Origin of the sequence: Limosilactobacillus agrestis, from assembly GCF_014145585.1 — a bacterium.
Classification (GTDB): Bacteria; Bacillota; Bacilli; order Lactobacillales; family Lactobacillaceae; genus Limosilactobacillus; species Limosilactobacillus agrestis.
On sequence record NZ_JACIVF010000055.1, the window covers coordinates 21,862 to 46,374 of the forward strand.

Here is a 24,513-nt window from a genome sequence, read left to right on the forward strand (position 1 = left end):
CCACGATGGATATCAGTCAACTGGTATGGTTGACTGAAAATACTTTCTACGAAAATGTAGGGGGTATTTTTTTACGAAAAAAAATACAATCAATTCTTAAAAAGAAAAATTTTTGATTGGCGAAACCATAACAAGTTCGTTTTAGCGTTTTGATTTTGCGATTGATACCTTCTAACGGGCCCGTTAGAGTAGTCAAACTTAGCGCTATTTAAGATAAATTTTATATTATGACGTAAGGTTTGAATGGTTGTATCCATTTCTGTATTTGTTTTTGGTAATCAAGGAGGTACCTCAATAAAAACCGAAAATATAGGTGAATTTTTGAATTCAATGTATGTCATTGCTGATAAGTATCAAGGAAAATTTGAAGGAATTGCAGTCTGTGCTCCTGGAAAAATTGATACCAAGAAGAAAATTATTCATTTTGGTGGGGCCTTACCATTTTTGGATGGCTTAAACTTAGAAAAAACTTTAGGTAACAAATATCACGTACCCGTAGGAGCAGAAAATGATGGTAAAGTTGCTGCATTATGCGAACAGTGGTTAGGGGAACTGCATGAAGTAAATACTGCTGCAGTATTAACACTTGGAAATGGTGTTGGTGGTGGTATCTTAATTGATAATCGGGTACTACATGGGCGTAATTTTCAGGCTGATGAACTTAGTTGGATCCAATTAAAGTGCTGGCTTACAAGATATGAATGCTTATATAGATAGTTCATGTTCAGCCGGCAAGATGGTAAAAGCAGCTTAGCCAGATAAACTTTATGAGCTTTACTATTAATAAATTTAGTAAAGAAATCAAGAAAAATAATATTTTTATCTTTAATATCAAGAGAAAATTTAATACAACCATTAAAAGAGGACATAGCATAACTCCTAAGAAACTTAATTGAATTGGTCGAAAAAGGATTTTAAGTCAAAGAGAGGCTGTGGACTCTATTTTTATATCAAAAAATCCTGTCAACAGAATACCATAAGATATTCCATCAACAGGAAAAAGTATAGAGCCAAAATTTCAGAATGCTTTTTTATTTACTAACTTTATTAAGCCAATTAATTAACAAGCTAGCCACTTGTTTTTGTTGATTGGCATTAGAAATAGTAGCGTGTCCATCACCTTTTTGATGACCATAAGAGCCAAAATTACCATGATTACCGCCTTTAATTGTTTGGTAGCTAGTATTTTTTGGCTGATATTTTTTATTTATTTGGTATTTTTGCCAATTTAGGACTTTATCATGACTAGCGGTAATAGAAAGCACAGCTAAATTAGTTTTATCTAAACGTCCTTTTTCATCTGCGTAAGCACCAAGTAAGAAAATACCACGCAGATATTTATTATGACTACCATGGCCATAACGACTAGCCATTGCTCCACCGAGAGAGTGACCACCAACAACATAATTTTTATTTTTTCCTGCTAGTTTATCAGCTGCATTAACATTAAAGAAAGCAAGATTTAAGGGAAAGTGAACGATTTTAACTGGATAGCCTGCATCTGCCACTTGTTTGGCCCAGATTGAATATGAATCTGGTTCAACTAACGCACCAGTATAAAAAATGACCGTCATCTTATTATGCCGTGCTTTAAAAACTGTCGCTTTATTAGTTTGACTAGCAGTTTGGGCTACTTTTTGAGCTGCAGATGAGGGATGATAAGTTGAAAAATGAAGCCATCCCGCTGCTGCTACTAGTAAGATCACAATGATACTGATGATGACAATTATAACTTTTTTGGCCTTTTTCATTATTTTTAATCCTGTTCTTCCTTATGTAGATTCTTAACCTGTTGGGCATTGATATCAAAACTGATATTTGCTTGGTTAACTTGAGCTAATTTTTCACCTAGAAAATTTAGATTAGTTAGGTTTTTGGCAAGTTCCTGACCAATTGTAGTTAGAGAATAGACCACTTTAGGAGGTATAGTACCATAACTTTTTTTAGTGATAATTCCATCTTCTTCCAATTGATTAAGCTGTTCGGTTAATACTTTTTTAGAAATCTTAGTATGATTAACGTCATTTTCGTATTTAAGTAATTCTAGATAACGATAATCTCTCAGTCCCAATGCACAAATAATAGAAACTTTCCATTTTCCCGTAATTACTTTTAAGAGATAGTTAGTACCCATATGAAAATTATTCGTCAAACTCTTCACCACTTTTAATTTATACTTTTTGGTTACTATTATACTTCAAAGTAACTACTTACTTTATACAAGCATAATAATTATAATAACTGTGTGTATTTTCAGTCATTTCAATAAAATAGTTTGTAGTTTTGGGAGGTAACATTAATGAAGTACTTCAAAAAAAATATCGGTAACCATGGTGCTTATGCCAAATATTATCTTCAAGAACGTAGTGAAGAAGTTGATCCGCAACGTAAATTTCCAACTATGGTTATTTGTCCCGGTGGAGCTTTTATGATGACCTCTTTTCGTGAAGATGAGGCAGTCACTTTACGTTTTTTGGATGAAGGCTTTAATGTGGTAGTAGTCCATTATGCAACTGATGGAGCAGATAAATACTTAGGTAAAAGTAGTGCCCAGCTTCCAAAAAAACCAGCAAGTCTATTTCCGAATTCTTTAGTTGAGGTTGCTCAAGCGGTTAGCTATCTCAAAGAACATGCGACTGATTGGGGAGTTAATGAAAATTATATTTGTGTCGGTGGTTTTTCGGCGGGAGCTAATATTGCTGCACAGTTAGGTGTGTATTGGCAAGAAGAATGGTTAGAAAAGTTAGTTGGTAAGTCTAAAGAATTGTATCGCCCAACACATTTAATGTTAGGTTATGGCGCATATGATTTATCAGATAAGGGTAATTCACGTTATACTAAAATGCCAGAGATTATGAGTTATGCTCGTCATGCTTTATTCGGAACAGTTGATCCGGCAGAAGAACAATTGGATAAAGTAAATCCTATAAAACATATTAGTACTTTTACACCACCGACATTTTTATGGCAAACTGTAAAAGACGAAATTATTAATGTTCAGGGAACGATTGATTTTGAGCAGGCTCTATTTAATAAAAATGTTCCGTTTGAAGCTCATATTTTTAATGAGGGTGGTCATGGTCTCTCGTTGGCTGACTTAAGAACAGGTAATGATCAAAAACAAGTTAATTTTCAGGTAAGTAAGTGGTTTGATCTCTTTATTGAGTGGTTAGCTCCTCATAAAAGTCAAAGGGCTACTTTCTTTTCAGCAGATTAATTATGAGGTGATTCAAATGGTAAAAATAGATCTTGATTTTGTAAAAGAATTAACTCTTAAAGAGCGTGCAGAACTAGTTACAGGAAAGGATTTCTGGTTTACTGCTAGTGTTCCTGGAGTTAAATCAATGATGATGACTGATGGACCATCAGGTTTAAGAAAGCAGGCCGATGGTGCTGATGCGTTAGGAATTAATGCGAGTGTTGATGCAGTTTGTTTCCCAAGTTCAGCTTTAACAGCAAGTTCTTTTGATGAAAAGATGCTGTTTAAATTAGGAGAAAATCTGGGAATAGCAGCAAGTGCAGAAAATGTTGGTGTGTTATTAGGACCGGGAGTAAATATTAAACGTAGTCCTTTGGCAGGGCGAAATTTTGAATACTTTTCTGAAGACCCCTTGTTAACTGGAAAAATGGGAGTTGCCTACGTAAAGGGCGTTCAAAGTAAAGGAGTTGGAGTAAGTGTAAAACACTTTGCGGCTAATAATCGTGAAGACCAACGCTTTACTTCATCTTCAAATATTGATGAACGTACCTTACGTGAAATATATCTTTCTCAATTTGAAAGAATTGTTACTGAGGCACAACCCGCTACAATTATGTGTTCTTATAATCGTTTAAATGGAGTACTTAATTCCCAAAATCAACATCTTTTAACTGATATTCTTCGCAATGAATGGGGTTTTGAGGGCTTTGTAATGTCTGATTGGGGCGCAGTAGCTGATCATGTAGCGGCATTAAAAGCCGGCTTAGATTTAGAAATGCCTGGTAAAGGGCAAGCTTCAGTTGATGAAATTGTGACTGCAGTTAAGGAAGGTCAATTAGACGAAGCTACTTTAAATCGCTCTGTGTTACGCATATTAAAGATAGTTGAAAAATGGGGTAAAAATCATGCTGAAAAAGTAAATTATGATAAGGATCAACAACATGAATTTGCTCGTAAATTAGCAGATGAAAGTATTATTCTTTTAAAAAATGAAAATCAGCAACTTCCACTTAATACTGAAAAATCGATTGCTATTATTGGGGAATTAGCACAAAAGCCTCGCTATGAAGGTGGCGGTAGCTCTCATGTTAATGCTCACCATTTAGTTACACCTCTTGAAGCCGCCCCTGAAAATACTAAATATGCTCCTGGCTATGACTTAACTACTGATAAGGTAGACACTGAACTGGAAAGCAAGGCCGTTAACTTAGCAAAAGAAAATGATCAAATAGTTTTCTTTGCTGGTTTTCCAGAAGAAATGGAAACAGAAGGTTTTGATAAGAAGTCAATTGCTTTGCCAAAAAATCAAAATCATCTGTTAACTGAAATTATTAAGGTTAATCCAAATGTGGTAGTAGTTTTAGAAAATGGTTCAGTTGTTGAAATCCCTTGGGCTAATCGAGTACCAGCAATTGTAGAAACTTATTTAGCTGGTGAAGCAGTAGGTGAGGCTACGTGGGATATCTTAACTGGTAAAGTTAATCCGTCAGGAAAATTATCCGAAACTTTTCCAATTAAGTTAGCTGATAATCCAACCTACTTAACCTTTGATGCCAGCAAAAAAGAAGAAAATTATCATGAAGGAATTTTTGTCGGCTATCGTTATTATGATTCTAAAGGTATTCCCGTACGTTTCCCATTTGGACATGGATTAAGTTATACCAAGTTTGAGTATAGTGATTTACAAATTACTGAAAAAGAAAATAGGGTTGAAGTCAATTTTGAGATTAAGAATGTAGGGCAAAGGTCAGGTAAAGAAGTAGCACAGCTATATGTAGGAAATAAGACTAGTTTTATTGAAAAACCAAAGAAAGAATTAAGGGCATTCACTAAAGTTAACCTTGAGCCAGGAGAAAGTAAAAAGGTGCCGCTTTTTTTAACTCGACGAGATTTTGCTTGGTACAATACTGAAAATAATAGTTGGCAAATTGATAATGGTAGCTATGAAATTTTTGTCGGATCTTCTGTTGCTGACATTAGACTTAAGGATAAATTTACTTTAACAATTGGTACAACTCCGACAGTTAAAATTAATCGCGATACTTATATTAATGAAGTTATTAATAGTAAAGATCCAGTAGTTAAAAAAGCATTACAGACATCTGGTCTAGGAAGTGAACTAGAAAAAATGCTAAATCCAGAAAATGAAGCTATTTTTGCTAATATGCCATTACGTGCACTAGGAATGGTAAATATTCCTGAAAAAATGGTAAAGGATTTTATTGCAGAAGCTAATTAAGGAGAAAAATTTAATGAAAGTATTAGTAATTTTAGGTAGTACACGACGTCCAGGTACTTCAACTACTTTAGCAGAAGCTTTTGTTAAAGGCGCACAAGAAGCGGGGCATGAAGTTACGGTTTATGATGCCGCAAAGAATCCAATTACTCCAATGCATGTTGATGCTAATAATCGTGCAATTCCAGGAGATAAAAATACTCAATATTATCTGCGTTTATTAGAAGAAACTGATGCAGTAGTCTTTGCTACACCACTTTATTACTTCGGTATGAGCGCCCAAATGAAGGCAGCCGTTGATCGCTTTTATGAAGATGATTATGGCCTAATGGGCAATAAGTATGGAGTTTTACTTGCCACTGCTTGGGGTGATAGTTTCCGATTTGACAATTTAGTTGGTCATTATCATGCGATTCTTCACTATATGAAGTGGGTTGATGCGGGCTACATTACGGCTCAATGGTCTGATAATGTGGATTTGTTAAAACGTCATGACTATATTGAACAAGCATATAAGCTTGGACGTCATTTAGGTGAACCGATTAGATAAGATAGGAGAATAGAAAATGAAAAGTAAAAAATTTGGTGATAAGATATATCTTCGTTTAGATAAAGGCGATGAAGTATTAAAGAGCGTACTTCAAACCTGCCAAGAACAAAAAATTAGTTCAGCAACTTTTTCTGGAATTGGTGCTTGTGACAAAGTCGTAATCGGTACTTATCTTCCAGAAAAACAAGATTTTTTACTTCATACTAAAGAAGGAATGTTAGAAATGATTAGCTTAATGGGAAATGTAACGCACAATGCTGATCATACTAAATTAAATATTCATGCTCATGGGATGTTTTCATATCTTGATGCTAAAACTAATACTATTCAGTATTTTGGTGGCGATTTAAAATCATCCCGAATTATGTATACTGGTGAAATTGTCATTGAACCTGTAATAGGTGGTGAGATATCTAAGCAATTTGACCCTAACGTTGGTATAGATGTCTGGCATTTTGAAGAAGATAGATAATTATATGTTAAGAAAGGAAATATAGATGTTAGAAAAAAATAAAACAGCTCTATTAGTAATTGATATGCAAAATGATAATATAAGTGCTGGAGGTAAATCAGAAGGTACTGGTGCCGTAGAACATGCTCAAAAGCAAAAAATTGTTCCTCATATTAGTCAATTAATCAGCGCTGCTCATGAAAATAATATTCCCGTGATTCATAATCAATTTGTAGTTAAAAATGATGGGAAGGCAATCGGGAGTAATGCACCGATATTTATAAATATGAAAAATAATCAGAGTGCATTTAGCGGTACTTGGGGTGCAGAAACGGTTGATGGAATTGACATTGCCCCAGAAGATTTTGTACTTCAGCGTGATCGAATGAGTGCATTTCACGGTACAGAATTAAATACTATTTTGAAAAATTTAGATATTGATACGATCATAATTACTGGTGTCTGGACTAATATGGCTGTAGAGCATACTGCTAGAGATGGTGCTGATTATGGTTATAAAGTTATAGTAGTTCCTGATGCTACTGCTACTATTAACGATGAATGGCAATCAGCTGCAATGAACTATGCGATGAATAACGTAGCAACAAAAATGCTAACTGAAGAAATTATCAAAGAATTATAATAACTAAAAGCATCCCCTAAAAATGGAGTTAATTGTTAGACAAGAAATCTAACAATTATGAGGCACTTCAATTATGGTTTAAAAAACACATCAGGATACATCTTTCTGAACTTACATAGAGTTATAAATCAATTAGCTCAAATAACCAATTGCCAGTTACACAAGGCGGCTTAAATGACGGACTAAAAGAAGCATGTAATAAGGCTGGGATTGAACAACAAGAAAATTACATTTTAGCTCTGTATTCTCTGCGAGTATATTTAAGTAGTCTGCTTGGAAATAACAATCGCATTTCTAATATGTATGCTTGTCAGAGAATGGGGAAAAACACGATTCAAGTTTTTCTTTCAACTCATGTCCTGGCATTCAGCATTTTTGGAATTTGCAAAGTTTATTAGTTCTTGATATATCAACTTTTTACAAAGATGTATTAAGAACTATTTTTGTTTATTATGGGGTTTATATCCATTTTATATATCCAAATCATGATTTGAAATATTGGATGTGACATAAGTCAGGTTAAGACAAATAGCACAGTACAACAATAACCTCCAATGTTCGGTTTTACCGAGCGTTGGAGGTCATTGTTGCATACGGGGACTCCCAGAGTCTAGTCTCATGTCTCCACAGGACTCGATCCTAGGTGCGAACGATACTCAGCCCGTCGTACTAATTATCGTCCTAGCTTAGCTCACCGCTAGGCAGCGATATTTATCATAAGTTACCTTTGCCAAGCTGTGATCGATACTTTTCCAATCATATGACCATTTTCAACAGGACTATGAGCTTTCCTGAGATTAGAAGAAAATTAAAAGCCTACATTTAAATGCGTCCTCTAGTCTGGAAATCAACTTTAGAACTTACTATATTAAATATATTTTTCTCTTAAACTTTGCCTAAGACACAATATTCCCTGTGCAGTATAATTAAGGAAACTTCCTTAAAGAAAGGGGGGAGCATGATGAGTGAAGATATTTCTTTATTCTCTGCTAATGAGCCAGTAAATCATCCCTTTAAACAACCGTTAGCAGATCGGATGCGACCACAAAAATTATCTGAAATGGTTGGACAAGAGCATTTGTTGGCAGTGGGGAAGCCTCTTCGCCAAATTATTGACCAGCATATTCCAATTCCATTAATCTTATGGGGACCCCCGGGGACCGGAAAAACAACTTTAGCACATGTGATTGCTAATGAGTTGCACTATTCCTTTGAACAGTTCAATGCCAGTATTGAAAATAAGCAACAGCTAACAAAACTAATTAACCGTCACCCAGACGAATCTTTTGTCCTCTTATTAGATGAAATTCACCGTCTTACTAAGCCGTTACAGGACTATTTATTGCCTTATTTAGAAAATGGTCATATCCTTCTAATTGGAGCAACGACAGAAAATCCGATCCTTTCATTGGTTCCTGCTATTCGCTCTCGCTGTCAGATATTTGAATTTCATCCGCTTAAAACATCAGATGTCCAACAAATGATCGAACGAGCGGCCCACCAAGTCTTTGACTATGAGATTCCTTTAGAGATTGCGCATATGATTGCAAATACTGGCAATGGGGATGTACGAACGGCCCTAAATGTTTTAGATACCCTATATGCAATGTATCAAAAGGATTTAACCCTTGGGCAAGTGAAAAACTTTAGCCGCCAACAACACTTAACCTATGACAAGGATGCAACTCAACATTATGATTATTTGTCAGCATGGCGTGATTCAATTGAGGGTTCAGATGCGGATGCTGCCCTTTATTATTTAGCAGTTTTACTTGAGGCGGGTGATCTGGAATCAGTAGTTCGAAGTTTAAAGGATATGAGTGCTTTAGACCTTGGTTTAGCAGATCCCGCCCGAGCAACTCAAGTAATTACGTTAGCGAATACTGCTTTAGAAATTGGCTTACCGCGTGCTACTACCCATGCTGCAATGGCAACGATGCTTTTAGCGATTAGTCCACGTTCTGATTCAGTAATGCAGGCTTATAAACGAGCAGCCAAGGATGCAAAAGATGCTAGTCAGCACCCAATGCCGAGTTATCTCCGAGATGTTCATTACAAGGGGGCGGATAAGTTACGTGGTGCTGGATTAATGAAAAATATGTTTGATGAGCCACGGAAAGTTGCCAAACAACCTTATCTACCTGCTGATTTAATTGGCCGTCATTATTATGAACCCGCCCCTAATAAATCAGAACAAAAACTATATTATCAGTACCAAAAGCTATTCGAGTACATTTATCAGCAACCGTTTAGGCCAAACAAAAATACAAGTCACTTTGATCATTTTAATCCGTACTAGTAATGCAACAGGTATTAACGATTTTTGTTAACTTGAGCTGGTGATCGACTTACTTCTTTGTGCATGTCTCCGTAAAAAAGATGATGCAAAAACTTTGACCAGATTTGATATAAAGCCACTGGCAACGCAGATTAAGTGTTACTAGTGGCTTTATTAATTACATTGGTTGGCCGGTTGAGATTTCAAAGCCAGCTGTTACAGGAATTACTTCTCCCGTTATTGCACTAGCAGCAGGGCTAGCGACAAAATAAATTGCAGCAGCAACTTCTTCAGGTTCAACAATTCGATTTAATGGACTATTCTTTGCAAATTTTTGTTTATCTTGATGAAAAAGCGGGGTATTGGTAGGACCAGGTGCAACAACGTTTACGCGAATATTATTCTTACCGTAATCAATTGCCATTGCCCGAGTCATGTTAATAATTGCTCCTTTGGCGGCATTATAAGCAACCATAGCTCGATCGCCAGCCATTCCTGAGACAGAGGAAATGTTGACGATACTCCCATGATCTTGTTCAATCATTGTTGGCAAGAAGGCCTTGCTAATGAGAAAAGTCCCTTTAACATCAACATCAAAGATTTTATCCCAATCTTCCTCACTTGTTTCATGAACTTCGCCGTGAATAACGATTCCCGCATTATTGACAAGTACATCAACGGTTGTAAATTTATTGAGGATTGTTTGCTTAACATGTTCAACCTCGCTTGATTTACTAATATCAGCTTGAATAAAAGCAACTTGTGCCGGAGAATACGTTTCGCCTAGGCGCCGTTCAACTTGCATCCCTTTTTCTGCATTGCGACCGATAAGCACCGTATTCCACCCGTTTTTGAGAAAAACATCAGCAGTGGCAAGGCCAATTCCAGAGGTTCCACCAGTAATAATAACTGTTTGCATATATAAAACTCCTCTCTAATCTTTTTTATAATTATGGCATTTTTGGCTGGATTTAGCTATTTGTTAGAAAAGTCTTTATAATAAAATAAAGATGAGGAGGAAATGTAATGAATACAGCAACCTTAAAAGCGCTCCAGACTTGGCTTCATGGACGTGGTTATACATTAGAACAAGGAGCTTCACAACTAATTCTTAAATATAATGGGAAAGAGCGAGCAGTTATTACACCGCCTGATCGCTATCAAGTGAAAGATCTTGATCTGGATTTTAATGACTGGGTTGAGTTCAATAAGTGTATTCGCAATATTCGCCATTATTTAGCCAGTAATGACTAGAAAGCCTTTTCTTTGGCAAAAATACTTCCTCGTGATAGAGTTATTCATGAAAGGAATATAGTCCAAGGAGGGATAGTCATGATAAGAGTTGGAATAATTGGTGCTTCTGGAATGGCTGGTAGTGCAATCTATAAATTAGCATCGACAAAAAAAGATTTGAATGTGACTGGAATTGTTCGAAACGAGAGTAAGGCAAGAAAGATCCTTGGTGACGATGCCAATTTGATTAGTGGTGATATTTTCGCCTTAAATGATAGTTTGCTATCACGGTTTGATGTGATTGTTGATGCATATGGTACTAGTCCAGAGAATGCGGATCGGCAAGTAAGACTGGCTGAGAAATTAGTAGTTTTAGCCCGGAAACATAAAATTCGGTTAATTTTCATCCTCGGTGCCGGAAGCCTTAAAACTGGTAAGGATAAGCACCTATTTGTTGATGATATTGAAAAAATGCCCGGTGCTCAGACATGGATTAATGCACCACGCCAGCAGTTAAAAGAGTTAGAGTACCTTGAAACCGTTTCTGATATTGACTGGTTAGGCATTTCACCATCAGCAATATTTGAAGCTGGCGCTGCTACTAATTATATTCTTGGTCAGGATGAATTATTATTTAACGAACAAAATAAATCAAAGGTAACTACGGGGACAATGGCGAAGTTAGTGGTCAATGAAATTTTAGCGCCACGCCACCATCGTGAACGAATTACCGTTATTGATGCGGAATAGTTATTAGAACTAAAGCAAATACTAAAAGGCATGAGAACGCAAATTAATTCTCATGCCTTTTAATAATATTAGTCAACTAATTTTCCAATAATTGGAAGTTTCGAAACCGGTGAATACTTTTTAGCTGCTTGTTGATAGGTAACATCCGATAGGTCATGACCAAAAACGTTGCCGTGAATTTCCGCGCCTTTCCATTCTGGAACTTCAGAAACATCATAAACATTTCCGCGTACTCCAATATATGCCGGACGACCTTCTTGGCCATTATATTGCGCTAATTCATTGTGAGTAAATAACCGCATAATAATCCCTCCTCTATAAGAAGCTGGGAATCGACTCGGCCTCTTCTTGTCTGAGTGTAATAACATATGAAAATCGATGACGAGTTTATTCGTTATCTTATCATCACTATAACACGAAAATGGGAATGATATCTGAAATTCAATTTATTCAGCGACTAAGTTTGCAGCAGGGCTTTGGACTGGGACCTTTACAAGCATTCCTGCAATAACCGTTAGGATGGTAACGAGGAATGGGAAAAATGTCCACGGAATAAAACTTAATGGATTAATTTGTAAGGTACTAGCGATGAATACCCCAGAAACACTCCATGGGACAATTGCGTTGACTGCGGCCCCTGCGTCATTGAGAATCCGAGTTAAATCAACCCGTTTTAAGCCTAATTTATCAAATGACGGGAGAAATGATTGACCGGGAAGAATAATTGCAAGGTAGTGTTCCCCAACAAGGAGGTTAACCCCAATACAGGTAAGGGCTGTGGAGAATGCTAATCGACCAGGCGTCTTTACAATCCCAGTTAAGTGATTAATGATGGCGCTAATAATATTGAACTTGATCAATAAGCCACCTAAAGCAAGCGCGAAGATAATTAGGGCTAGAGAAGTAAGCATACTAGAGATACCACCTTTAGAAAGCAATATATCGATTGTCTTATCACCGGTATGGGAAACGTAACCAGTCATGATGGTATTAGTAATCGTAGTGAGGCTGGTTTTAGGTGCATGAATCCAGCCAAGTACGACCGCAAAGAGTGAGCCAAGGCCAAGGGAAGGGATAGCTGGAACTTGGAAAATAGCTAACACGATTAGGAGAAGAACAGGGAGAAGAGCCCATGTTGAGATCCAGAACCCATTTTGTAAACCGGCCATCATTTGGTGAACGGCGCCTAAGCTAACATTTTTGGAGTTCAATCCTAGGAAGGTGTAAAGAATAAGACAGATTGCCCAGGCGGGAATATCGGTGGTGAGTAGGGATTTAATGTGCTGGTAGATACTGATTTCACCAACACTGGCAGCAAGGTTTGTAGTTCCTGAAAGCGGGGAAATATTCGAACCACAAAAGGCCCCTGAAATAATTACTCCCGCAGTTAAACCGGGGTTAATTTTAAGGGTTGCACCAATGCCAATAAAGGCGATCCCCATTGTCGATACAGTTGTAAATGAGCTTCCACAAGCAACCCCAACAAGGGTACAAACGATAAAAACTGTTGGCAAAAAGAACTTTACGGAAATAATCTCAAATCCAAAGTACATAATTGTTGGAATAGTTCCTGAGAAAATCCAGGTAGCAATTAAGACGCCGATTGAAAGAAAGATAATGAGAGGGTCAACGCCGGCTCGCAAACCATGACGCATTCCATCCATCACGGTATTCCATTTAAATCCACGAATTCGCCCATAAACAGCGAGCAAAACAAATGAAATAAATAGTGGTGCTTGTGGTTCTTGGTGTTTAAAAATAATGGGGTAGCCTAAGATACATAATATTACGCCAAGAATAAGTAAACTTTCGCTAAAGCCAATCACTGGCTCAGAACTATTTTTTGATTTATTAATAGTTTTCATTGTGTAATTCTCCTTGTTTTTTAATAAAAAATACCAACTAGATCAGCGGCATTTGCTTAATCTAGTTGGTATTACGGTAGTATAAAAAATCGCGGAAAACTACACGCCCTTACTAGATCAATGTACCTAGCAAAGGACTCATTAAAACAACCCTGCTTAGGTACGAACACCGCTGTCCGTACCTAGATGAGTACAGACAATTATGCACGGTAAGCATAGTTGTTATAATACTTAGTTGAAGTTAATGAGTGTTGAATCATGTTAGTCGTTCCTTTCAAGTTAAGTTGTAATTATTAAAACATTCTAATCAAAATTTGTCAAACTCTAATTTTAGAATTCACCAGAAATATCCTTATCAGAAAATGAATGAGGATCAGGGACAAAAGAAATATCAGTGTCAATTATTCCGAATTTTTCTCGCATTACATTTTCGATGTGTTCTGATAATTGAAAACTTTTGAGAATCGTCATTTTAGCGTTAACCATTACGGAAGCATCAAGCGTGACCACGTTTCCGTTATAGTGAGCTTTTAGTTCGACAACTTTTACAACGTGCGGAATATTGGTGATTGTTTGACGGTATTCCTGTTCAGCCCGGGGATCAAAGTAGTCGGTTAAGTTAAGACTGCTTTCAAAGAAAATTTTTAGTCCAGAATATAGAATAAAGAAACCGACGACAATACTGGTAGCACCATCAAGCCAACGAAGGTTAAAGAGGAGGGCACCACCAATTGAAATCAAGGTTCCAATACTTGTGAAGGCATCGCTCAGGCTATCTTGGGCAGAAGCAAGCAACGCGGCGTTTTTTAACTTAAGTCCTGTTTGTCGATTCATATACCAAACGACTAACATAATAACTGACGCGATCCCCGCCCCGATCAATGCGACTGGTTGTGGAACTACTCGACTTGCAGGATTGAGGAGACTTTTAATGCCATCGATGATAACGCTTAAAGCAATCGCAACCATCACGACCGCTGTGACAAGGGAAAAAATTGTCTCATAACGCCAACGAACAAATTGTACTCGTTGGTCAGATCCCATATGTGCTTGATAATTTCCAGAAGGCAGCCGTGCGCCAATGATATCATCATCATCGACATCCTGGGCGATGTGTAAGCCCATCATCAGTAAAAAGGTCGAGATAATTCCCGAAAGGTTGTTGAAAGCATCGGCTCGTAACGTCTGTGATTTACTTATTTCAGCTAACCAGTACTCGATAATTGAAATAACAACATAAGCAATCAAGTTATAAATTAAATGGTGTTGGGAAGCTCGAATCTTCGCTAGTTCGGTTGCTTGCGTTTTCTCCCAGTTATTCATTTCTTTGGTTGTATGTCTTTTAAATTTAGTCATTAATTTAAGAACTTCCTTGGTTAATAAAATCAGTTTAATTGTAACGCAAAAAATAAAAGCCGAGAAAACGATTTTCTCAGCTTTTACTAAAAATAATAATGAAAATAATTGCTAGGCCCGGTTATTAATTACGTGGGCGCATGTTGCAATAATCAGTCCCATAAAACTTACTACAGCGATCATATTACTCATAATTGACATCATATTGAACAACTCCTTTACATAATTAAAATATTTTTTACAGCACAACCAATTACAGTTGCCTTTTTGGAAAACAAATTATAATAATTGTTTTCCCCTCTCCACCAAGTATTGTAACAGGTCTAAGCAGTAGTGACGATAATAATTAGCTAAGCTTTTAATGAGCTTTTTTACGAAAGGAGGGAATGATTATAAGTAAAATATTATAAGTAACTATCATATGAATTAATAAATTTTAATTCTTAAGAAAAGTCGAGTTATTTATTTATAAAGTTAAGCTATCCAGCCAATTTGTTTAATTCTTTTAATGCTAGAGGGAATTTTATGAAGCCGTCACTAGTTAAAAAGTGCCCGCCTTTTTCTTTAACTATGAGTTTTGCTCTAATTTTATTAGCGACCGCAATGCTATTTTGATAAGGAACGATTGGGTCATCTTTATAAGTATGAGTTCTTCATTATTACGACTCCTATTTCATAAAGTGTTTCAATACTACCATGCCGATGATTAATAATAAAATGGCAATCGAATTAGTAAGAATTTCATAAGGCTGACCGTGAGCGGCAATTAGTCCCCGGATTAAAGCCATAATTCCTAAGCTTAATAAAAAATCGACCGCAATCCGGCCATGATGTTTTAGCGCGGCAATTATCATTGTCATAAATGAAAAGAAAAGAAAGAAGACGATAACGCGATCCAAAATCTTAAAAATGACATGGTCCGTATTTCCCGCTTGCATAAGAGGAATCAGCGAAAAAGTTTCCGTAAATAAAATAATAGTTAATAAAATTCCTAGAATTGCTAGTGCACCGATTGTACATAGACGCAAAATATGACTAAAATTAGCTGCTAATTTATATATTTTTTTCATTCTCTAATACTCCTCAAGAAAACGCTTTATCTATAGAATAGCAATGATAAAGAAATTTAGCTAATATTTAACAAAATAGCCATTAAAAATATGCGATACTTAAAGATAGAGGATAAAAGGAGGAGTGAGAAATGCGAAAACCCTTTATTGCAGCTAATTGGAAGATGCATAAAAATGTCCAAGAATCGGTTGAATTTGTGGACGCAATTAAAGGAAAGCTACCGGATCCGCAAGAAATTGAAGTCGGAATTGCGGCCCAAGCTTTTGCATTACCCAGTATGGTTCACGCTGCTGATGATTCAGGATTAAAGATAATCGCGCAAAATGCGGCGGCTGAATATTCGGGAGCTTTCACTGGTGAAATTAGCTTACGAGGTTTAGCTGACGCTGGTGTTTCATATGTAATGTTAGGACATATTGAACGTCGCCATTTATTTCATGAGGATAATGAGTTGGTTAATCGGAAAGTATTGGCAGCCCTCCAAATGGGTGTTACCCCGATAATTTGTACGGATGAAACGATGGTTCAGAAAGAAGTTAATGGTGAAATCCACTACGTTTTCCAACAATTGATGAGCGTATTGAGGGGCGTTTCTCTTGATCAAATTAAAAATGTAGTCGTTTCCTATGAACCAAGTTGGGCAGTAGGATATGGTCAGCACGCTAATCCAGTTCTTGCTGAAGAAGGATGCCGTCAAATTCGGCGAACGATTGCTGATAACTATACATATGAGATTGCTGATAAGATCCGGATCCTATATGGGGGCAGTGTCAATCCAGATAATATCGGAATGATTATGAACAAGCCAGATGTGGATGGGGTTTTAATCGGTCGGGCAAGTTTAGATGTTGATAATTTCTTGCGGATGGTCAATTATTTAAAAAAGGACCAAGAAAAATAAAAAAAGTCTTTCTCTTTACCGTCATTTTGTGTTATAGTTATTAACAGTTGTTATGGCGGTATTGGTGAAGTTTGGTTAACACACCGGTTTGTGGGTCCGGCACGCGTGGGTTCGAATCCCACATACCGCCCTGACCTAGCGCGATGGCAAAGGATTTTTCCTTTGCTGTCGCGTTTTTTTGTATTCTCTGTTTTATGAATTTTAATTGATAACATCAAAGAAAGTAACTTAAAATAGAAACGGTATAAGGTGGAGAAAGAAAAAGGGGCTTTAATTATGAAAAACATACAAATTGGTGGAACAAGCTGGGAAGTATCGAATGTTGCATTGGGTATTATGCGAATGGGGACATTAGCAGTGCCCAAAGCGATCGATGCCTTAGAAGCCGCCCACGATGCTGGAATAAACTTTATTGATTCAGCTGATATTTATGGCAACGACCCACAGTTAGGACGCGGATCTTCGGAAATTCATTTTGGTGAAGCGTTAAAGAAAAGTAGTCTTACTCGTGATGACTTTTACATTCAATCAAAAGGAGGCCTTTTTGCGAACGAGGATAATAAAATAACGCGGTATGATTCGTCAAAGAAGCATTTAATCGCTGCTGTTGATGGGATTTTGCAACGGATGGGAATTGATTATCTTGATTCATTTTTGATTCATCGTCCAGACCCCTTAATGGAGCCCGCAGAGATAGCAGCAGCCTTTGACCAACTTCAATCATCTGGGAAAGTCCGCCATTTTGGAGTATCGAATTTTAACCCGCAACAAATCGCGCTCCTTCAAGCGGCGACAAACCAACGGCTTTTGATTGACCAGGTACAATTTGGCTTAAAGCATACGGGGATGATTGATTTTGGCCTGCATACGAACATGACTGATGATGCTGCAATCAATCATGATGGGGGATTATTAGAGTACACGCGTCGAAAACGGATGACGATTCAAACATGGTCACCTTTCCAATATGGCACATTTGCTGGGACATTTATTAATAATGATCAATTCTCTGAACTAAATGCAATGTTAGAAACTCTTGCGCAAAAATATAAGGTAAGTAAAAATGCAATTGCCGTTGCATGGATTTTGCGTCACCCTGCGCATATGCAAGTGTTGCTTGGCACTATGACGCCAGCTCATATTATTGACAGTGCTAAGGGGAGCGATATTACGTTGACAAGTCAAGAATGGTATGACCTATATCTTGCGGCCGGGAATGATTTGCCATAATGAAAAAAGATTATCTTCAGTTCTATCAGCATATTACAGCTCCTTTTTATCGACACCCGTGGACAATTCCTTTATTACGAGCGATTAATAAATTTGTTGTGTGGGTTATGTACATTGCCTATATCGTTATATTGGTGTGGGTAGGGAAAAATGATGTCTTTAAAGCAGGCCATTTTCTACTTATTCCTGGCATTGGCTTTATCCTACTTTCTTTTATTCGTCAACGGATTGATGCGCCACGACCATATGAAAAATTTCCGATTAATCCCTTAATTTTACGGCAAAAAACTGGTGATTCACTGCCTAGTCGTCATGTTTTTTCGGCGACTGTTATTGCGATGTGTGGATTAAGGTTAAATTTGATTTTAGGAATGATCTTACTCACTTTAGCTGTTGTTTCAGCTATTACGAGAGTGATTGGCGGAGTTCATTTTCTCCGTGATGTTGTTATCGGGTTTGTTTGTGGCTTTATTTGTGGTTTGTTTTTATTTCTTGTCTAATTTTTAGAAAGGTGTATTTCATGAACAATTCAGTCTTGCAAGACGCAATTTTGAATGGGCTTATTAGTAATCAATATCAAGGCAATATGTTACTAGGTCCGCAATTATTAACCAATAATCAATCATCGACAATTTGGCAAACGTTACGGCACGAATTACTGTCATGTAAAAGTTTTACGTGGTCAGTCGCCTTTATTACGTTAGACATGTTGGTTCCATTTAAGGCAGTGATGGCTGACTTAGCACAGCAGGGAGTACATGGGACCATCATTACCAGTGATTATTTGAATTTTAATCACCCCGCGATGTTTGAAGAATTGCAAAAAATTCCTAATTTAACGGTCAGGATTGCTGATATTAATGGATTTCACACTAAGGGGTATTTATTTGATCATGGGGAATATCAGACCGTAATTATTGGGAGTGCTAATTTTACACGGTCTGCTTTGTTAGTTAATAAGGAGTGGAATTTGAAATTAAGTTCCCGCCAAGAAGGAAGCTTTTTTCAACAACTAACGGCGGAATTAAATGCTGTTAAACATGAGAGTACTGTTCTAACATCAGAGTGGATTGCGAAGTATCGCAAGAATTGGCAACCACCAAAGACTAGGGTGACGCAACCGGAAAAATTAAAACCAATTGAGCCTAATCAAATGCAACAGGCCGCTTTAGGACAATTAAGTACTCTGATAAAAACTGGCGCAAAGAAAGGACTGGTTGTTTCAGCAACTGGAACTGGAAAAACATATCTAGGGGCGTTTGCGGTTAAAAAATATCAACCGCGTCGTTTTTTATATATCGTTCATCGAGAACAGATTGCCAAAAAATCGTTAGCTAGTTTTCAACGAGTTATTGGTGGAAAGAAAACTGATTATGGGTTACTGACAGGTAATCGCCATGATTGGAATGCTAAATATTTATTTGCAACTGTTCAAACACTGAGCCAGCAATCAGTTTTGGATAAGCTCAAAGCAACCGAATTTGACTACATTTTGATCGATGAGGCCCATCGTGCAGCAGCACCTAGTTATCAACGAATTTTAAACCACTTTATGCCGCAGTTTTGGTTGGGGATGACTGCAACCCCTGAACGAATGGATAATCAAGATGTATTTAAGTTGTTTGATTATCATTTGGCCTACGAAATTCGTCTGAAAGATGCATTGGTTGCTAAAATGTTGACTCCCTTTCATTATGTAGGGGTCACCGATTATGAAGTTGATGGCGAAGTTATTACCGAGACTTCTAAGTTAAATCAATTGGTTGCTGCAAAACGGGTTAATTATGTTCTTAGTCAATTAGACTACTATGGATACTGTGGGGATCAGCCTCGTGGATTAGTATTTTGTAGTCGTCAGACAGAAGCAAAAGAATTGGCAGTCCAATTTAATGCGGCTGACCATCCTGCGATTGCATTAACGAATCAAAGCAGCAGTCAAGAGCGGGCAAAGGCAGTTGAACAATTGGAAGCAGGAAAGATTGAGTATGTCATTACCGTCGATCTTTTTAATGAAGGAGTCGATATTCCATCAGTAAATCAGATTGTAATGATGCGCAATACCCAGTCACCAATTGTTTTTACCCAACAACTAGGGCGCGGATTGCGTAAATACCCTGGTAAAGATTTTGTGACAGTAATTGATTTTATTGGAAATTATCAGCATAACTACATGATTCCACTTGCACTTAACCAGGATAATAGTCGAAGTAAGGATCGAGCGCGTTGTGAAATTAAGGTGCCAACAAATTTTGATGTTTCAACTATTAACTTTACGAAGGTTGCCGAAGAACAAATTTTAGCCTCCCTTGATAAGGTTAAATTGGACTCGATGCGTGAATTACGGCAGGCATACCATGATTTAACTAACCAACTAGGGAAAACACCGTTGCTGAATGACTTTTATCGTTATGGTTCTGTTGATCCCCGAGTATTTGCGCAAAATGCCCAACTCAACCATTATGGTGACTTTTTAGAGAAGATGGGGACCGAACTTAAATTAACTAATTATGAGCGACAAGTACTGGCCTTTTTAACTAAAGAGCTTCTTAATGGTAAACGGCCACATGAATTGATCTTCCTTCAATGTTTACTTCGTGGTACATGTTCAATTGATGCTTTTAAAGCAGAACTAAAACAACAAAATATTCGGGTTTCACCAGCTGTTTTACAATCAGTTGACGATATTTTAAGTTTACGCTTCTTTAATGTAAAAGCCGGTAAACAATTAAAAAAAGATCAGTATGGCGGGCTTCCTCTGGTTGATCATCCAGATTTATTAACATATCAGTTTAATTCAAAAATTCGAGAAGGGTTGAAAAGGCATAATGATTTTAAGCGATTGTTTATGGATGTATTAACGACGGGGCTTGAAATCACTAAACAATATGATTTTAAGCATGCATTTACACTTTATCAGCAATATGATCGAAAAGATGTTTGTCGTTTGTTAAATTGGCCCCTCGACGTAAGTGCTCCGTTATATGGGTATCGGGTAGCAGAAGATGTGTGTCCGATTTTCATTACCTACCATAAGGATGCGGAAGAAAAAAGAAATGCTATCTATAATAATCAATTACAAGATGGCCGTTCCTTGCGCTGGTATACCCGGGCACCTCGTCATCTTTCATCTGATGAAGTACAGCGGCTGCTTGCGGGGGTAAAAGAAGGTAAACCACAAGTAAAGTTACACTTATTTGTAAAACAGAGTGATGCGGTTGGCAAAGAGTTTTATTATTTAGGCCCTGCTTATATTCAACCAGACTCAGTAAGAGAAGAATTAGTTGGTCCAAAGAAAAAAGCGGCAGTGGGGATGGATTTGGTATTAGAACAATCGCTAACTTCCGCGATGATGAGTTTATTAGCGATGTAAACGCAACCATATTACTTTTATTTTTTACCAAATCTTCTATAATTGAAGAAGTAGAAAGAAGATGAAGATTATGGCAAAAGGAAAGGTAAAAACTAGTGATAAGCGCTCAGTTCGGGATGTTAAATTAGATGAGTTAGCTGGCTTATTAAATGAATTTGACGTCAATACAATGGGGGCATTAGTAAAGTCCTTAAAGAAGAGTCAAAAGAAGAATAAGCAAAGCAAAAAAGATGAATTACGTGATACCATTGAGCGACAACAAGAACATATCGATGAACAAAAGGACACGATTGATCAACTTAATAATCATATTTCCAAACTAATTGATCGTCTTGATAATAAGCTGTAAAAAATGAGACTGAGAGAAAATAAAACTTTTCTCTCAGTCTCAACTATTTTTACGAATAATATCAAAATAACAGGGCATTAGCTTTGCGTTGCCACAAGGCTCGAATTTAAGTACGAACGCTAATCCTATACTTGTACTAATTACCGTTCTAGCTTAGAGTACCGCCTTGTTGAGAAGATTATTTCCCACGTTCATTTTTTATTGGTCACTTTTATTTACTGGTTGCTTAAATAAATCATTGAATGCTTCGCTGATTGTTGGGTGAGTATAGATTTGGTCACGAAGCATTTGATAGGGAAGCTTTGCCCGCATTGCAAGCACAATCATGTTGATAATTTCTTGTGCTTCCTGGACGTAAAGGGTAGCGCCAATAATTAAGTTTGTTTGGGGATCTACTAGTACTTTAAGCAGTCCACGGGTATCCTTCAGTACTTTTGCTTTTGGAATTGCAGTAACAGGCATTTTAAAGAGAAGGTAATTTTTCCCTTGTTTTTGTGCTTCTTTTTCTGTTAAGCCAACTTGCGCAAGGGAAGGTTCAATAAAGACATTGGTTGGGACGATTAAGCGATCACTAACTCGCCGTTCCTTATTACCGAATAATTCTTCTTTAATAATCCGGAAGTCATCAAGGGAAATGTAAGTGAATTGGGGACCGCCTTTAACATCCCCGAGTGCCCACACATTCGGAACACTAGTATGGAGGAGGTCATCGACAACAATTGCCCCGTTTTGAGCAACCTTGATATCTGTGTTTTGCAAATCAAGACCTGCCGTTGCGGGTTTTCGTCCGGTTGCCACTAAAATCTTATCGGCAAAAATGGTTGTTTCACGATTGTCTGCTCTGGCAAAAGTAATCGCAGCTTGCTCATCTTGTTCGCTAATTGCTTTAATATCAGCCCCAACTTCAAAACGAACTCCGTTATCCCTAAAGTTTTGAATTACCATTTCAGCTACATCATCATCTTCACGTGGTAGTAAAGTCTTATGGTGATCAAGAACTGTGACGTGTGAACCAAAGGAAGTAAACATATTTGCAAATTCTAGACCAATATAACCGCCACCGATAATCACAAGTTCACGTGGCAACTTAGGCTGGTCCATTGCTTGGGTAGAATTCATAAGAAATGGACTATCCTTCAATCCAGGAATGTCAGGGATGGTTGGTGTTGCACCAGTATTGATGAAAATACGTTCGCCCTTGTAGGAAAGCGTTTGCCCATCTGGAGTTTGCACATCAATCGTGTGGTTACCAGTAAAATGAGCGGTTCCATCTAAAACAGTGATATGATCTTCACTTGCTAACATTTGATAATTTTTTTGCCGAAGTTGGGATGTCATCACATTTTTTCCATCGATTGCGTCTTCAAATGAGGTTCCATGAGCAGCTTCAATAATTAGCCGTTTGGAGGGAAGGCAAGCAATATTAATGCAGGTTCCCCCGTACATTTGCTTCGATTTTTCAATAATAAGCACTTGTTCCCCATGTTGAGCGAGAAACTTCGCAAGCGTTTTTCCGCCCTTGCCAAACCCGATAATAATATTCTTGACTGTTTCCATTAAAAAGCCTCCAAAGTTGAAATCATTTTACATACTTTGAAATTATACTAAGAATAAACGCTTTGTCACTTAAAACGCTTAAATGAGACAAATGTGCAGTTTGCATTTTACTGAACAAAGTGTTAGGATGATATCGTAAATATATTAGTCCCAACTGCAGTCAGAACTTGTATATTAAAAAAACGTATTTGATAAAATATTGTACATTATTGATCATAAAGAGTGTGCTATCGAAATAAAACGTTTTACTGATTTACAAATAGTTTTGATTGAGGAGAGATTATAATGAAAGCTGCGCATTTAGTAGAACACCCCAAAAAAGTAAATGAAAAGAAACCAGTTATTCAAGAGACCAAGTTTATCGACATCTTGAGTAAAGTTGCAACAGTTGTAGCTATTTTGATGTATGTATCTTACATTTCACAGATTAAGAATAATTTGGCAGGAAATTATGGTGCTCCTTTACAACCATTAGTGGCAGCGCTTAACTGTACGTTATGGTGCATTTATGCTTACTTCAAACAACAACGTGATTGGCCAGTCTTCTGGGCAAATTTCCCTGGCATTATTTTTGGCTTAATCACCTTTATCACATGTTTACATTAGGAAAAATAGGATTGAGAGAAAATGAGATTTTCTCCAATCCTATTTTTTATACGCTAATTCTCAACTCTATGATATAATTAATCGAACATATGTTTAGAGGTGAGTAGAGATGCTAAAAGATGGGATGCCAGTAGTTCACTTTAGTTCTTTTGCGCCGGTGACAGAGATGATTTTACAGTCGTTGCCGGTTGAAAGGAACAAAGAGGCTCAGAAAGCGCCAGCCATTAAAAACTTTGATCAATTGCGTCAACGATTAAATAGTCAAGCACGATTTCTTATTTTGGACCTTGAGTTTTTTCAAGATCAGCAGAAGCATCGAAATGGAGTTGCCCAGATTGCAGGGAGAATGTTTGAAACACAAAGCAGCTTTAATTACTACCTCTATGCTCAGAATATGTCTGCTGAGCGGCAATTGGCTTTTTTACGACAATATGACCTTCGCATTTCGGAAGTAAATGAATATGAGGTTAGACAGATTTTTAACCGGATTTTTCATTTCATTGCGGTAGAACGCCCTGACTATATTGTGAGTTGGGATAATGGAACTGACTTTGAATCGTTGAATTATGAAGCAAATCGATTAAAGATTAGGAAAGAGGATCGCCCTTGGCGCACAATTCAGTCGTTAGATCTGGAAAAATTAGTTGCTAAAGAAGTATGGAAAAGTAAAAGTGGGATCAGTCTGGAAAAGATGTGCCGTTTGTTGCATCTTCCCCGGGTTAAATACCATCAAGCCCAAAATGATGTGATAGCGATTGAACAAATCTTGAAATTTTATGCTCGCGATTTAGAGCGTGAATTAAATTATCGATGATCGTTACCAAAACTTAAAATTTAGTTCATGATTTATCCCGATTGACTTTTTATA

23 protein-coding genes, 1 tRNA gene and 4 pseudogenes are annotated in these 24,513 nt (G+C 37.2%); 17 read left to right on the top strand and 11 right to left on the bottom strand.

Annotated elements, in window-relative coordinates:
• Window positions 1-12: 12 nt before the first annotated feature.
• Window positions 13-272, bottom strand: a pseudogene (locus H5R88_RS09855) (transposase); the annotation flags it as partial.
• Between H5R88_RS09855 and H5R88_RS05715 the strand changes: the two are divergent.
• Window positions 244-745 (top strand): annotated as a pseudogene (locus tag H5R88_RS05715) (ROK family protein); the annotation flags it as partial. The pseudogenes H5R88_RS09855 and H5R88_RS05715 sit on opposite strands and share 29 nt — an antisense overlap.
• Here the strand turns inward: H5R88_RS05715 and H5R88_RS09890 are convergent.
• The 3 genes and pseudogenes from H5R88_RS09890 to H5R88_RS05725 all read right to left on the bottom strand — a co-directional run.
• A pseudogene (locus H5R88_RS09890) lies at window positions 732-869 on the bottom strand (ISL3 family transposase); the annotation flags it as partial. The pseudogenes H5R88_RS05715 and H5R88_RS09890 overlap by 14 nt on opposite strands.
• Window positions 870-1,031: 162 nt before the next feature.
• Window positions 1,032-1,751, bottom strand: coding sequence for an alpha/beta hydrolase (locus H5R88_RS05720; protein ID WP_182600477.1), 720 nt, complete (start codon window positions 1,749-1,751; stop codon window positions 1,032-1,034).
• A gap of 5 nt (window positions 1,752-1,756) precedes the next feature.
• Window positions 1,757-2,152 (bottom strand): winged helix-turn-helix transcriptional regulator, encoded by a 396-nt coding sequence (locus H5R88_RS05725; protein ID WP_182600478.1) that lies wholly within the window; start codon window positions 2,150-2,152, stop codon window positions 1,757-1,759.
• Window positions 2,153-2,299: 147 nt separating this feature from the next.
• Here H5R88_RS05725 and H5R88_RS05730 point away from each other — a divergent pair, with 147 nt between their 5' ends.
• The 6 genes from H5R88_RS05730 to H5R88_RS05755 all read left to right on the top strand — a co-directional run bounded on the left by H5R88_RS05730 (window position 2,300) and on the right by H5R88_RS05755 (window position 9,378).
• Window positions 2,300-3,217 (top strand): alpha/beta hydrolase, encoded by a 918-nt coding sequence (locus H5R88_RS05730; protein WP_182600479.1) that lies wholly within the window; start codon window positions 2,300-2,302, stop codon window positions 3,215-3,217.
• A 16-nt stretch (window positions 3,218-3,233) separates the two neighbouring features.
• The gene (locus H5R88_RS05735) at window positions 3,234-5,438 is read left to right on the top strand and encodes a glycoside hydrolase family 3 C-terminal domain-containing protein (RefSeq protein WP_182600480.1); all 2,205 of its coding nucleotides are present in this window, start codon (window positions 3,234-3,236) and stop codon (window positions 5,436-5,438) included.
• 13 nt (window positions 5,439-5,451) lie between these two features.
• Window positions 5,452-5,985, top strand: coding sequence for a flavodoxin family protein (locus tag H5R88_RS05740; protein WP_182600481.1), 534 nt, complete (start codon window positions 5,452-5,454; stop codon window positions 5,983-5,985).
• Window positions 5,986-6,001: 16 nt separating this feature from the next.
• Window positions 6,002-6,457: a PPC domain-containing DNA-binding protein gene (locus H5R88_RS05745; RefSeq protein ID WP_182600482.1), complete on the top strand. Its 456-nt coding sequence runs from the start codon at window positions 6,002-6,004 to the stop codon at window positions 6,455-6,457.
• A gap of 25 nt (window positions 6,458-6,482) precedes the next feature.
• The gene (locus H5R88_RS05750) at window positions 6,483-7,079 is read left to right on the top strand and encodes a cysteine hydrolase family protein (protein WP_182600483.1); all 597 of its coding nucleotides are present in this window, start codon (window positions 6,483-6,485) and stop codon (window positions 7,077-7,079) included.
• A 961-nt stretch (window positions 7,080-8,040) separates the two neighbouring features.
• Window positions 8,041-9,378, top strand: a complete 1,338-nt coding sequence (locus H5R88_RS05755) for a replication-associated recombination protein A (RefSeq protein WP_182600484.1) — start codon at window positions 8,041-8,043, stop codon at window positions 9,376-9,378.
• Between the two features lie 157 nt (window positions 9,379-9,535).
• Here the strand turns inward: H5R88_RS05755 and H5R88_RS05760 are convergent, their stop codons facing one another.
• Window positions 9,536-10,276 (bottom strand): SDR family NAD(P)-dependent oxidoreductase, encoded by a 741-nt coding sequence (locus H5R88_RS05760; protein ID WP_182600485.1) that lies wholly within the window; start codon window positions 10,274-10,276, stop codon window positions 9,536-9,538.
• 107 nt (window positions 10,277-10,383) lie between these two features.
• Here H5R88_RS05760 and H5R88_RS05765 point away from each other — a divergent pair, with 107 nt between their 5' ends.
• Together H5R88_RS05765 and H5R88_RS05770 are read left to right on the top strand one after the other, a co-directional pair.
• Window positions 10,384-10,611, top strand: coding sequence for a hypothetical protein (locus tag H5R88_RS05765; protein WP_182600486.1), 228 nt, complete (start codon window positions 10,384-10,386; stop codon window positions 10,609-10,611).
• Window positions 10,612-10,689: 78 nt separating this feature from the next.
• The gene (locus tag H5R88_RS05770; protein ID WP_182600487.1) at window positions 10,690-11,340 is read left to right on the top strand and encodes an NAD(P)-dependent oxidoreductase; all 651 of its coding nucleotides are present in this window, start codon (window positions 10,690-10,692) and stop codon (window positions 11,338-11,340) included.
• Between the two features lie 68 nt (window positions 11,341-11,408).
• Here the strand turns inward: H5R88_RS05770 and H5R88_RS05775 are convergent, their stop codons facing one another.
• From H5R88_RS05775 to psiE, 5 genes and pseudogenes are all read right to left on the bottom strand, one after another.
• Entirely contained in the window at window positions 11,409-11,642 is a 234-nt protein-coding gene (locus H5R88_RS05775) for a cytochrome b5 domain-containing protein (RefSeq protein WP_182577630.1), read from the bottom strand.
• A gap of 144 nt (window positions 11,643-11,786) precedes the next feature.
• On the bottom strand, window positions 11,787-13,205 hold the full coding sequence (locus H5R88_RS05780) for a Na+/H+ antiporter NhaC family protein (RefSeq protein WP_182600488.1): 1,419 nt from the start codon (window positions 13,203-13,205) through the stop codon (window positions 11,787-11,789).
• A gap of 330 nt (window positions 13,206-13,535) precedes the next feature.
• Entirely contained in the window at window positions 13,536-14,561 is a 1,026-nt protein-coding gene (locus H5R88_RS05785; protein WP_182600489.1) for a cation diffusion facilitator family transporter, read from the bottom strand.
• Window positions 14,562-15,040: 479 nt separating this feature from the next.
• A pseudogene (locus H5R88_RS05790) lies at window positions 15,041-15,205 on the bottom strand (alpha/beta hydrolase); the annotation flags it as partial.
• 24 nt (window positions 15,206-15,229) lie between these two features.
• A complete protein-coding gene (psiE, locus tag H5R88_RS05795; protein ID WP_003665465.1) occupies window positions 15,230-15,631 on the bottom strand; it encodes a phosphate-starvation-inducible protein PsiE in 402 nt (133 codons plus the stop codon).
• A 131-nt stretch (window positions 15,632-15,762) separates the two neighbouring features.
• On the opposite strand from psiE, the gene tpiA reads away from it, so the two are divergent.
• The 6 genes from tpiA to H5R88_RS05825 all read left to right on the top strand — a co-directional run bounded on the left by tpiA (window position 15,763) and on the right by H5R88_RS05825 (window position 21,482).
• Entirely contained in the window at window positions 15,763-16,533 is a 771-nt protein-coding gene (gene tpiA, locus H5R88_RS05800) for a triose-phosphate isomerase (protein ID WP_035151270.1), read from the top strand.
• A gap of 55 nt (window positions 16,534-16,588) precedes the next feature.
• Window positions 16,589-16,663 (top strand) — tRNA-His (locus H5R88_RS05805).
• Window positions 16,664-16,809: 146 nt separating this feature from the next.
• Window positions 16,810-17,763: an aldo/keto reductase gene (locus tag H5R88_RS05810; protein WP_182600490.1), complete on the top strand. Its 954-nt coding sequence runs from the start codon at window positions 16,810-16,812 to the stop codon at window positions 17,761-17,763.
• Window positions 17,763-18,263 carry a phosphatase PAP2 family protein gene (locus tag H5R88_RS05815; RefSeq protein WP_182600491.1) on the top strand — a complete coding sequence of 167 codons (501 nt, stop codon included), beginning with the start codon at window positions 17,763-17,765 and terminating at the stop codon, window positions 18,261-18,263. The genes H5R88_RS05810 and H5R88_RS05815 overlap by 1 nt, the downstream gene beginning before the upstream one ends.
• A gap of 20 nt (window positions 18,264-18,283) precedes the next feature.
• A complete protein-coding gene (locus tag H5R88_RS05820; protein WP_182600492.1) occupies window positions 18,284-21,133 on the top strand; it encodes a DEAD/DEAH box helicase in 2,850 nt (949 codons plus the stop codon).
• Window positions 21,134-21,203: 70 nt separating this feature from the next.
• Window positions 21,204-21,482, top strand: coding sequence for a hypothetical protein (locus H5R88_RS05825; RefSeq protein ID WP_019252848.1), 279 nt, complete (start codon window positions 21,204-21,206; stop codon window positions 21,480-21,482).
• Window positions 21,483-21,680: 198 nt separating this feature from the next.
• On the opposite strand, the gene H5R88_RS05830 is transcribed toward H5R88_RS05825, so the two are convergent.
• Complete coding sequence (locus tag H5R88_RS05830) at window positions 21,681-23,039, bottom strand: FAD-dependent oxidoreductase (protein WP_182600493.1); 1,359 nt, start codon at window positions 23,037-23,039, stop codon at window positions 21,681-21,683.
• Window positions 23,040-23,324: 285 nt separating this feature from the next.
• Here H5R88_RS05830 and H5R88_RS05835 point away from each other — a divergent pair, with 285 nt between their 5' ends.
• The gene (locus H5R88_RS05835) at window positions 23,325-23,645 is read left to right on the top strand and encodes a membrane protein (RefSeq protein WP_003667139.1); all 321 of its coding nucleotides are present in this window, start codon (window positions 23,325-23,327) and stop codon (window positions 23,643-23,645) included.
• A gap of 109 nt (window positions 23,646-23,754) precedes the next feature.
• Complete coding sequence (locus H5R88_RS05840; protein ID WP_182600494.1) at window positions 23,755-24,459, top strand: hypothetical protein; 705 nt, start codon at window positions 23,755-23,757, stop codon at window positions 24,457-24,459.
• Window positions 24,460-24,513: the final 54 nt, after the last annotated feature.

Coding starts and splice junctions, on each gene's coding strand:
- H5R88_RS05720 (WP_182600477.1), bottom strand. CDS start 1,751: ATGAAAAAGGCCAAAAAAGTTATAATTGTCATCATCAGTATCATTGTG.
- H5R88_RS05730 (WP_182600479.1), top strand. CDS start 2,300: ATGAAGTACTTCAAAAAAAATATCGGTAACCATGGTGCTTATGCCAAA.
- H5R88_RS05735 (WP_182600480.1), top strand. CDS start 3,234: ATGGTAAAAATAGATCTTGATTTTGTAAAAGAATTAACTCTTAAAGAG.
- H5R88_RS05740 (WP_182600481.1), top strand. CDS start 5,452: ATGAAAGTATTAGTAATTTTAGGTAGTACACGACGTCCAGGTACTTCA.
- H5R88_RS05745 (WP_182600482.1), top strand. CDS start 6,002: ATGAAAAGTAAAAAATTTGGTGATAAGATATATCTTCGTTTAGATAAA.
- H5R88_RS05750 (WP_182600483.1), top strand. CDS start 6,483: ATGTTAGAAAAAAATAAAACAGCTCTATTAGTAATTGATATGCAAAAT.
- H5R88_RS05755 (WP_182600484.1), top strand. CDS start 8,041: ATGAGTGAAGATATTTCTTTATTCTCTGCTAATGAGCCAGTAAATCAT.
- H5R88_RS05760 (WP_182600485.1), bottom strand. CDS start 10,276: ATGCAAACAGTTATTATTACTGGTGGAACCTCTGGAATTGGCCTTGCC.
- H5R88_RS05765 (WP_182600486.1), top strand. CDS start 10,384: ATGAATACAGCAACCTTAAAAGCGCTCCAGACTTGGCTTCATGGACGT.
- H5R88_RS05770 (WP_182600487.1), top strand. CDS start 10,690: ATGATAAGAGTTGGAATAATTGGTGCTTCTGGAATGGCTGGTAGTGCA.
- H5R88_RS05775 (WP_182577630.1), bottom strand. CDS start 11,642: ATGCGGTTATTTACTCACAATGAATTAGCGCAATATAATGGCCAAGAA.
- H5R88_RS05780 (WP_182600488.1), bottom strand. CDS start 13,205: ATGAAAACTATTAATAAATCAAAAAATAGTTCTGAGCCAGTGATTGGC.
- H5R88_RS05785 (WP_182600489.1), bottom strand. CDS start 14,561: ATGACTAAATTTAAAAGACATACAACCAAAGAAATGAATAACTGGGAG.
- psiE (WP_003665465.1), bottom strand. CDS start 15,631: ATGAAAAAAATATATAAATTAGCAGCTAATTTTAGTCATATTTTGCGT.
- tpiA (WP_035151270.1), top strand. CDS start 15,763: ATGCGAAAACCCTTTATTGCAGCTAATTGGAAGATGCATAAAAATGTC.
- H5R88_RS05810 (WP_182600490.1), top strand. CDS start 16,810: ATGAAAAACATACAAATTGGTGGAACAAGCTGGGAAGTATCGAATGTT.
- H5R88_RS05815 (WP_182600491.1), top strand. CDS start 17,763: ATGAAAAAAGATTATCTTCAGTTCTATCAGCATATTACAGCTCCTTTT.
- H5R88_RS05820 (WP_182600492.1), top strand. CDS start 18,284: ATGAACAATTCAGTCTTGCAAGACGCAATTTTGAATGGGCTTATTAGT.
- H5R88_RS05825 (WP_019252848.1), top strand. CDS start 21,204: ATGGCAAAAGGAAAGGTAAAAACTAGTGATAAGCGCTCAGTTCGGGAT.
- H5R88_RS05830 (WP_182600493.1), bottom strand. CDS start 23,039: ATGGAAACAGTCAAGAATATTATTATCGGGTTTGGCAAGGGCGGAAAA.
- H5R88_RS05835 (WP_003667139.1), top strand. CDS start 23,325: ATGAAAGCTGCGCATTTAGTAGAACACCCCAAAAAAGTAAATGAAAAG.
- H5R88_RS05840 (WP_182600494.1), top strand. CDS start 23,755: ATGCTAAAAGATGGGATGCCAGTAGTTCACTTTAGTTCTTTTGCGCCG.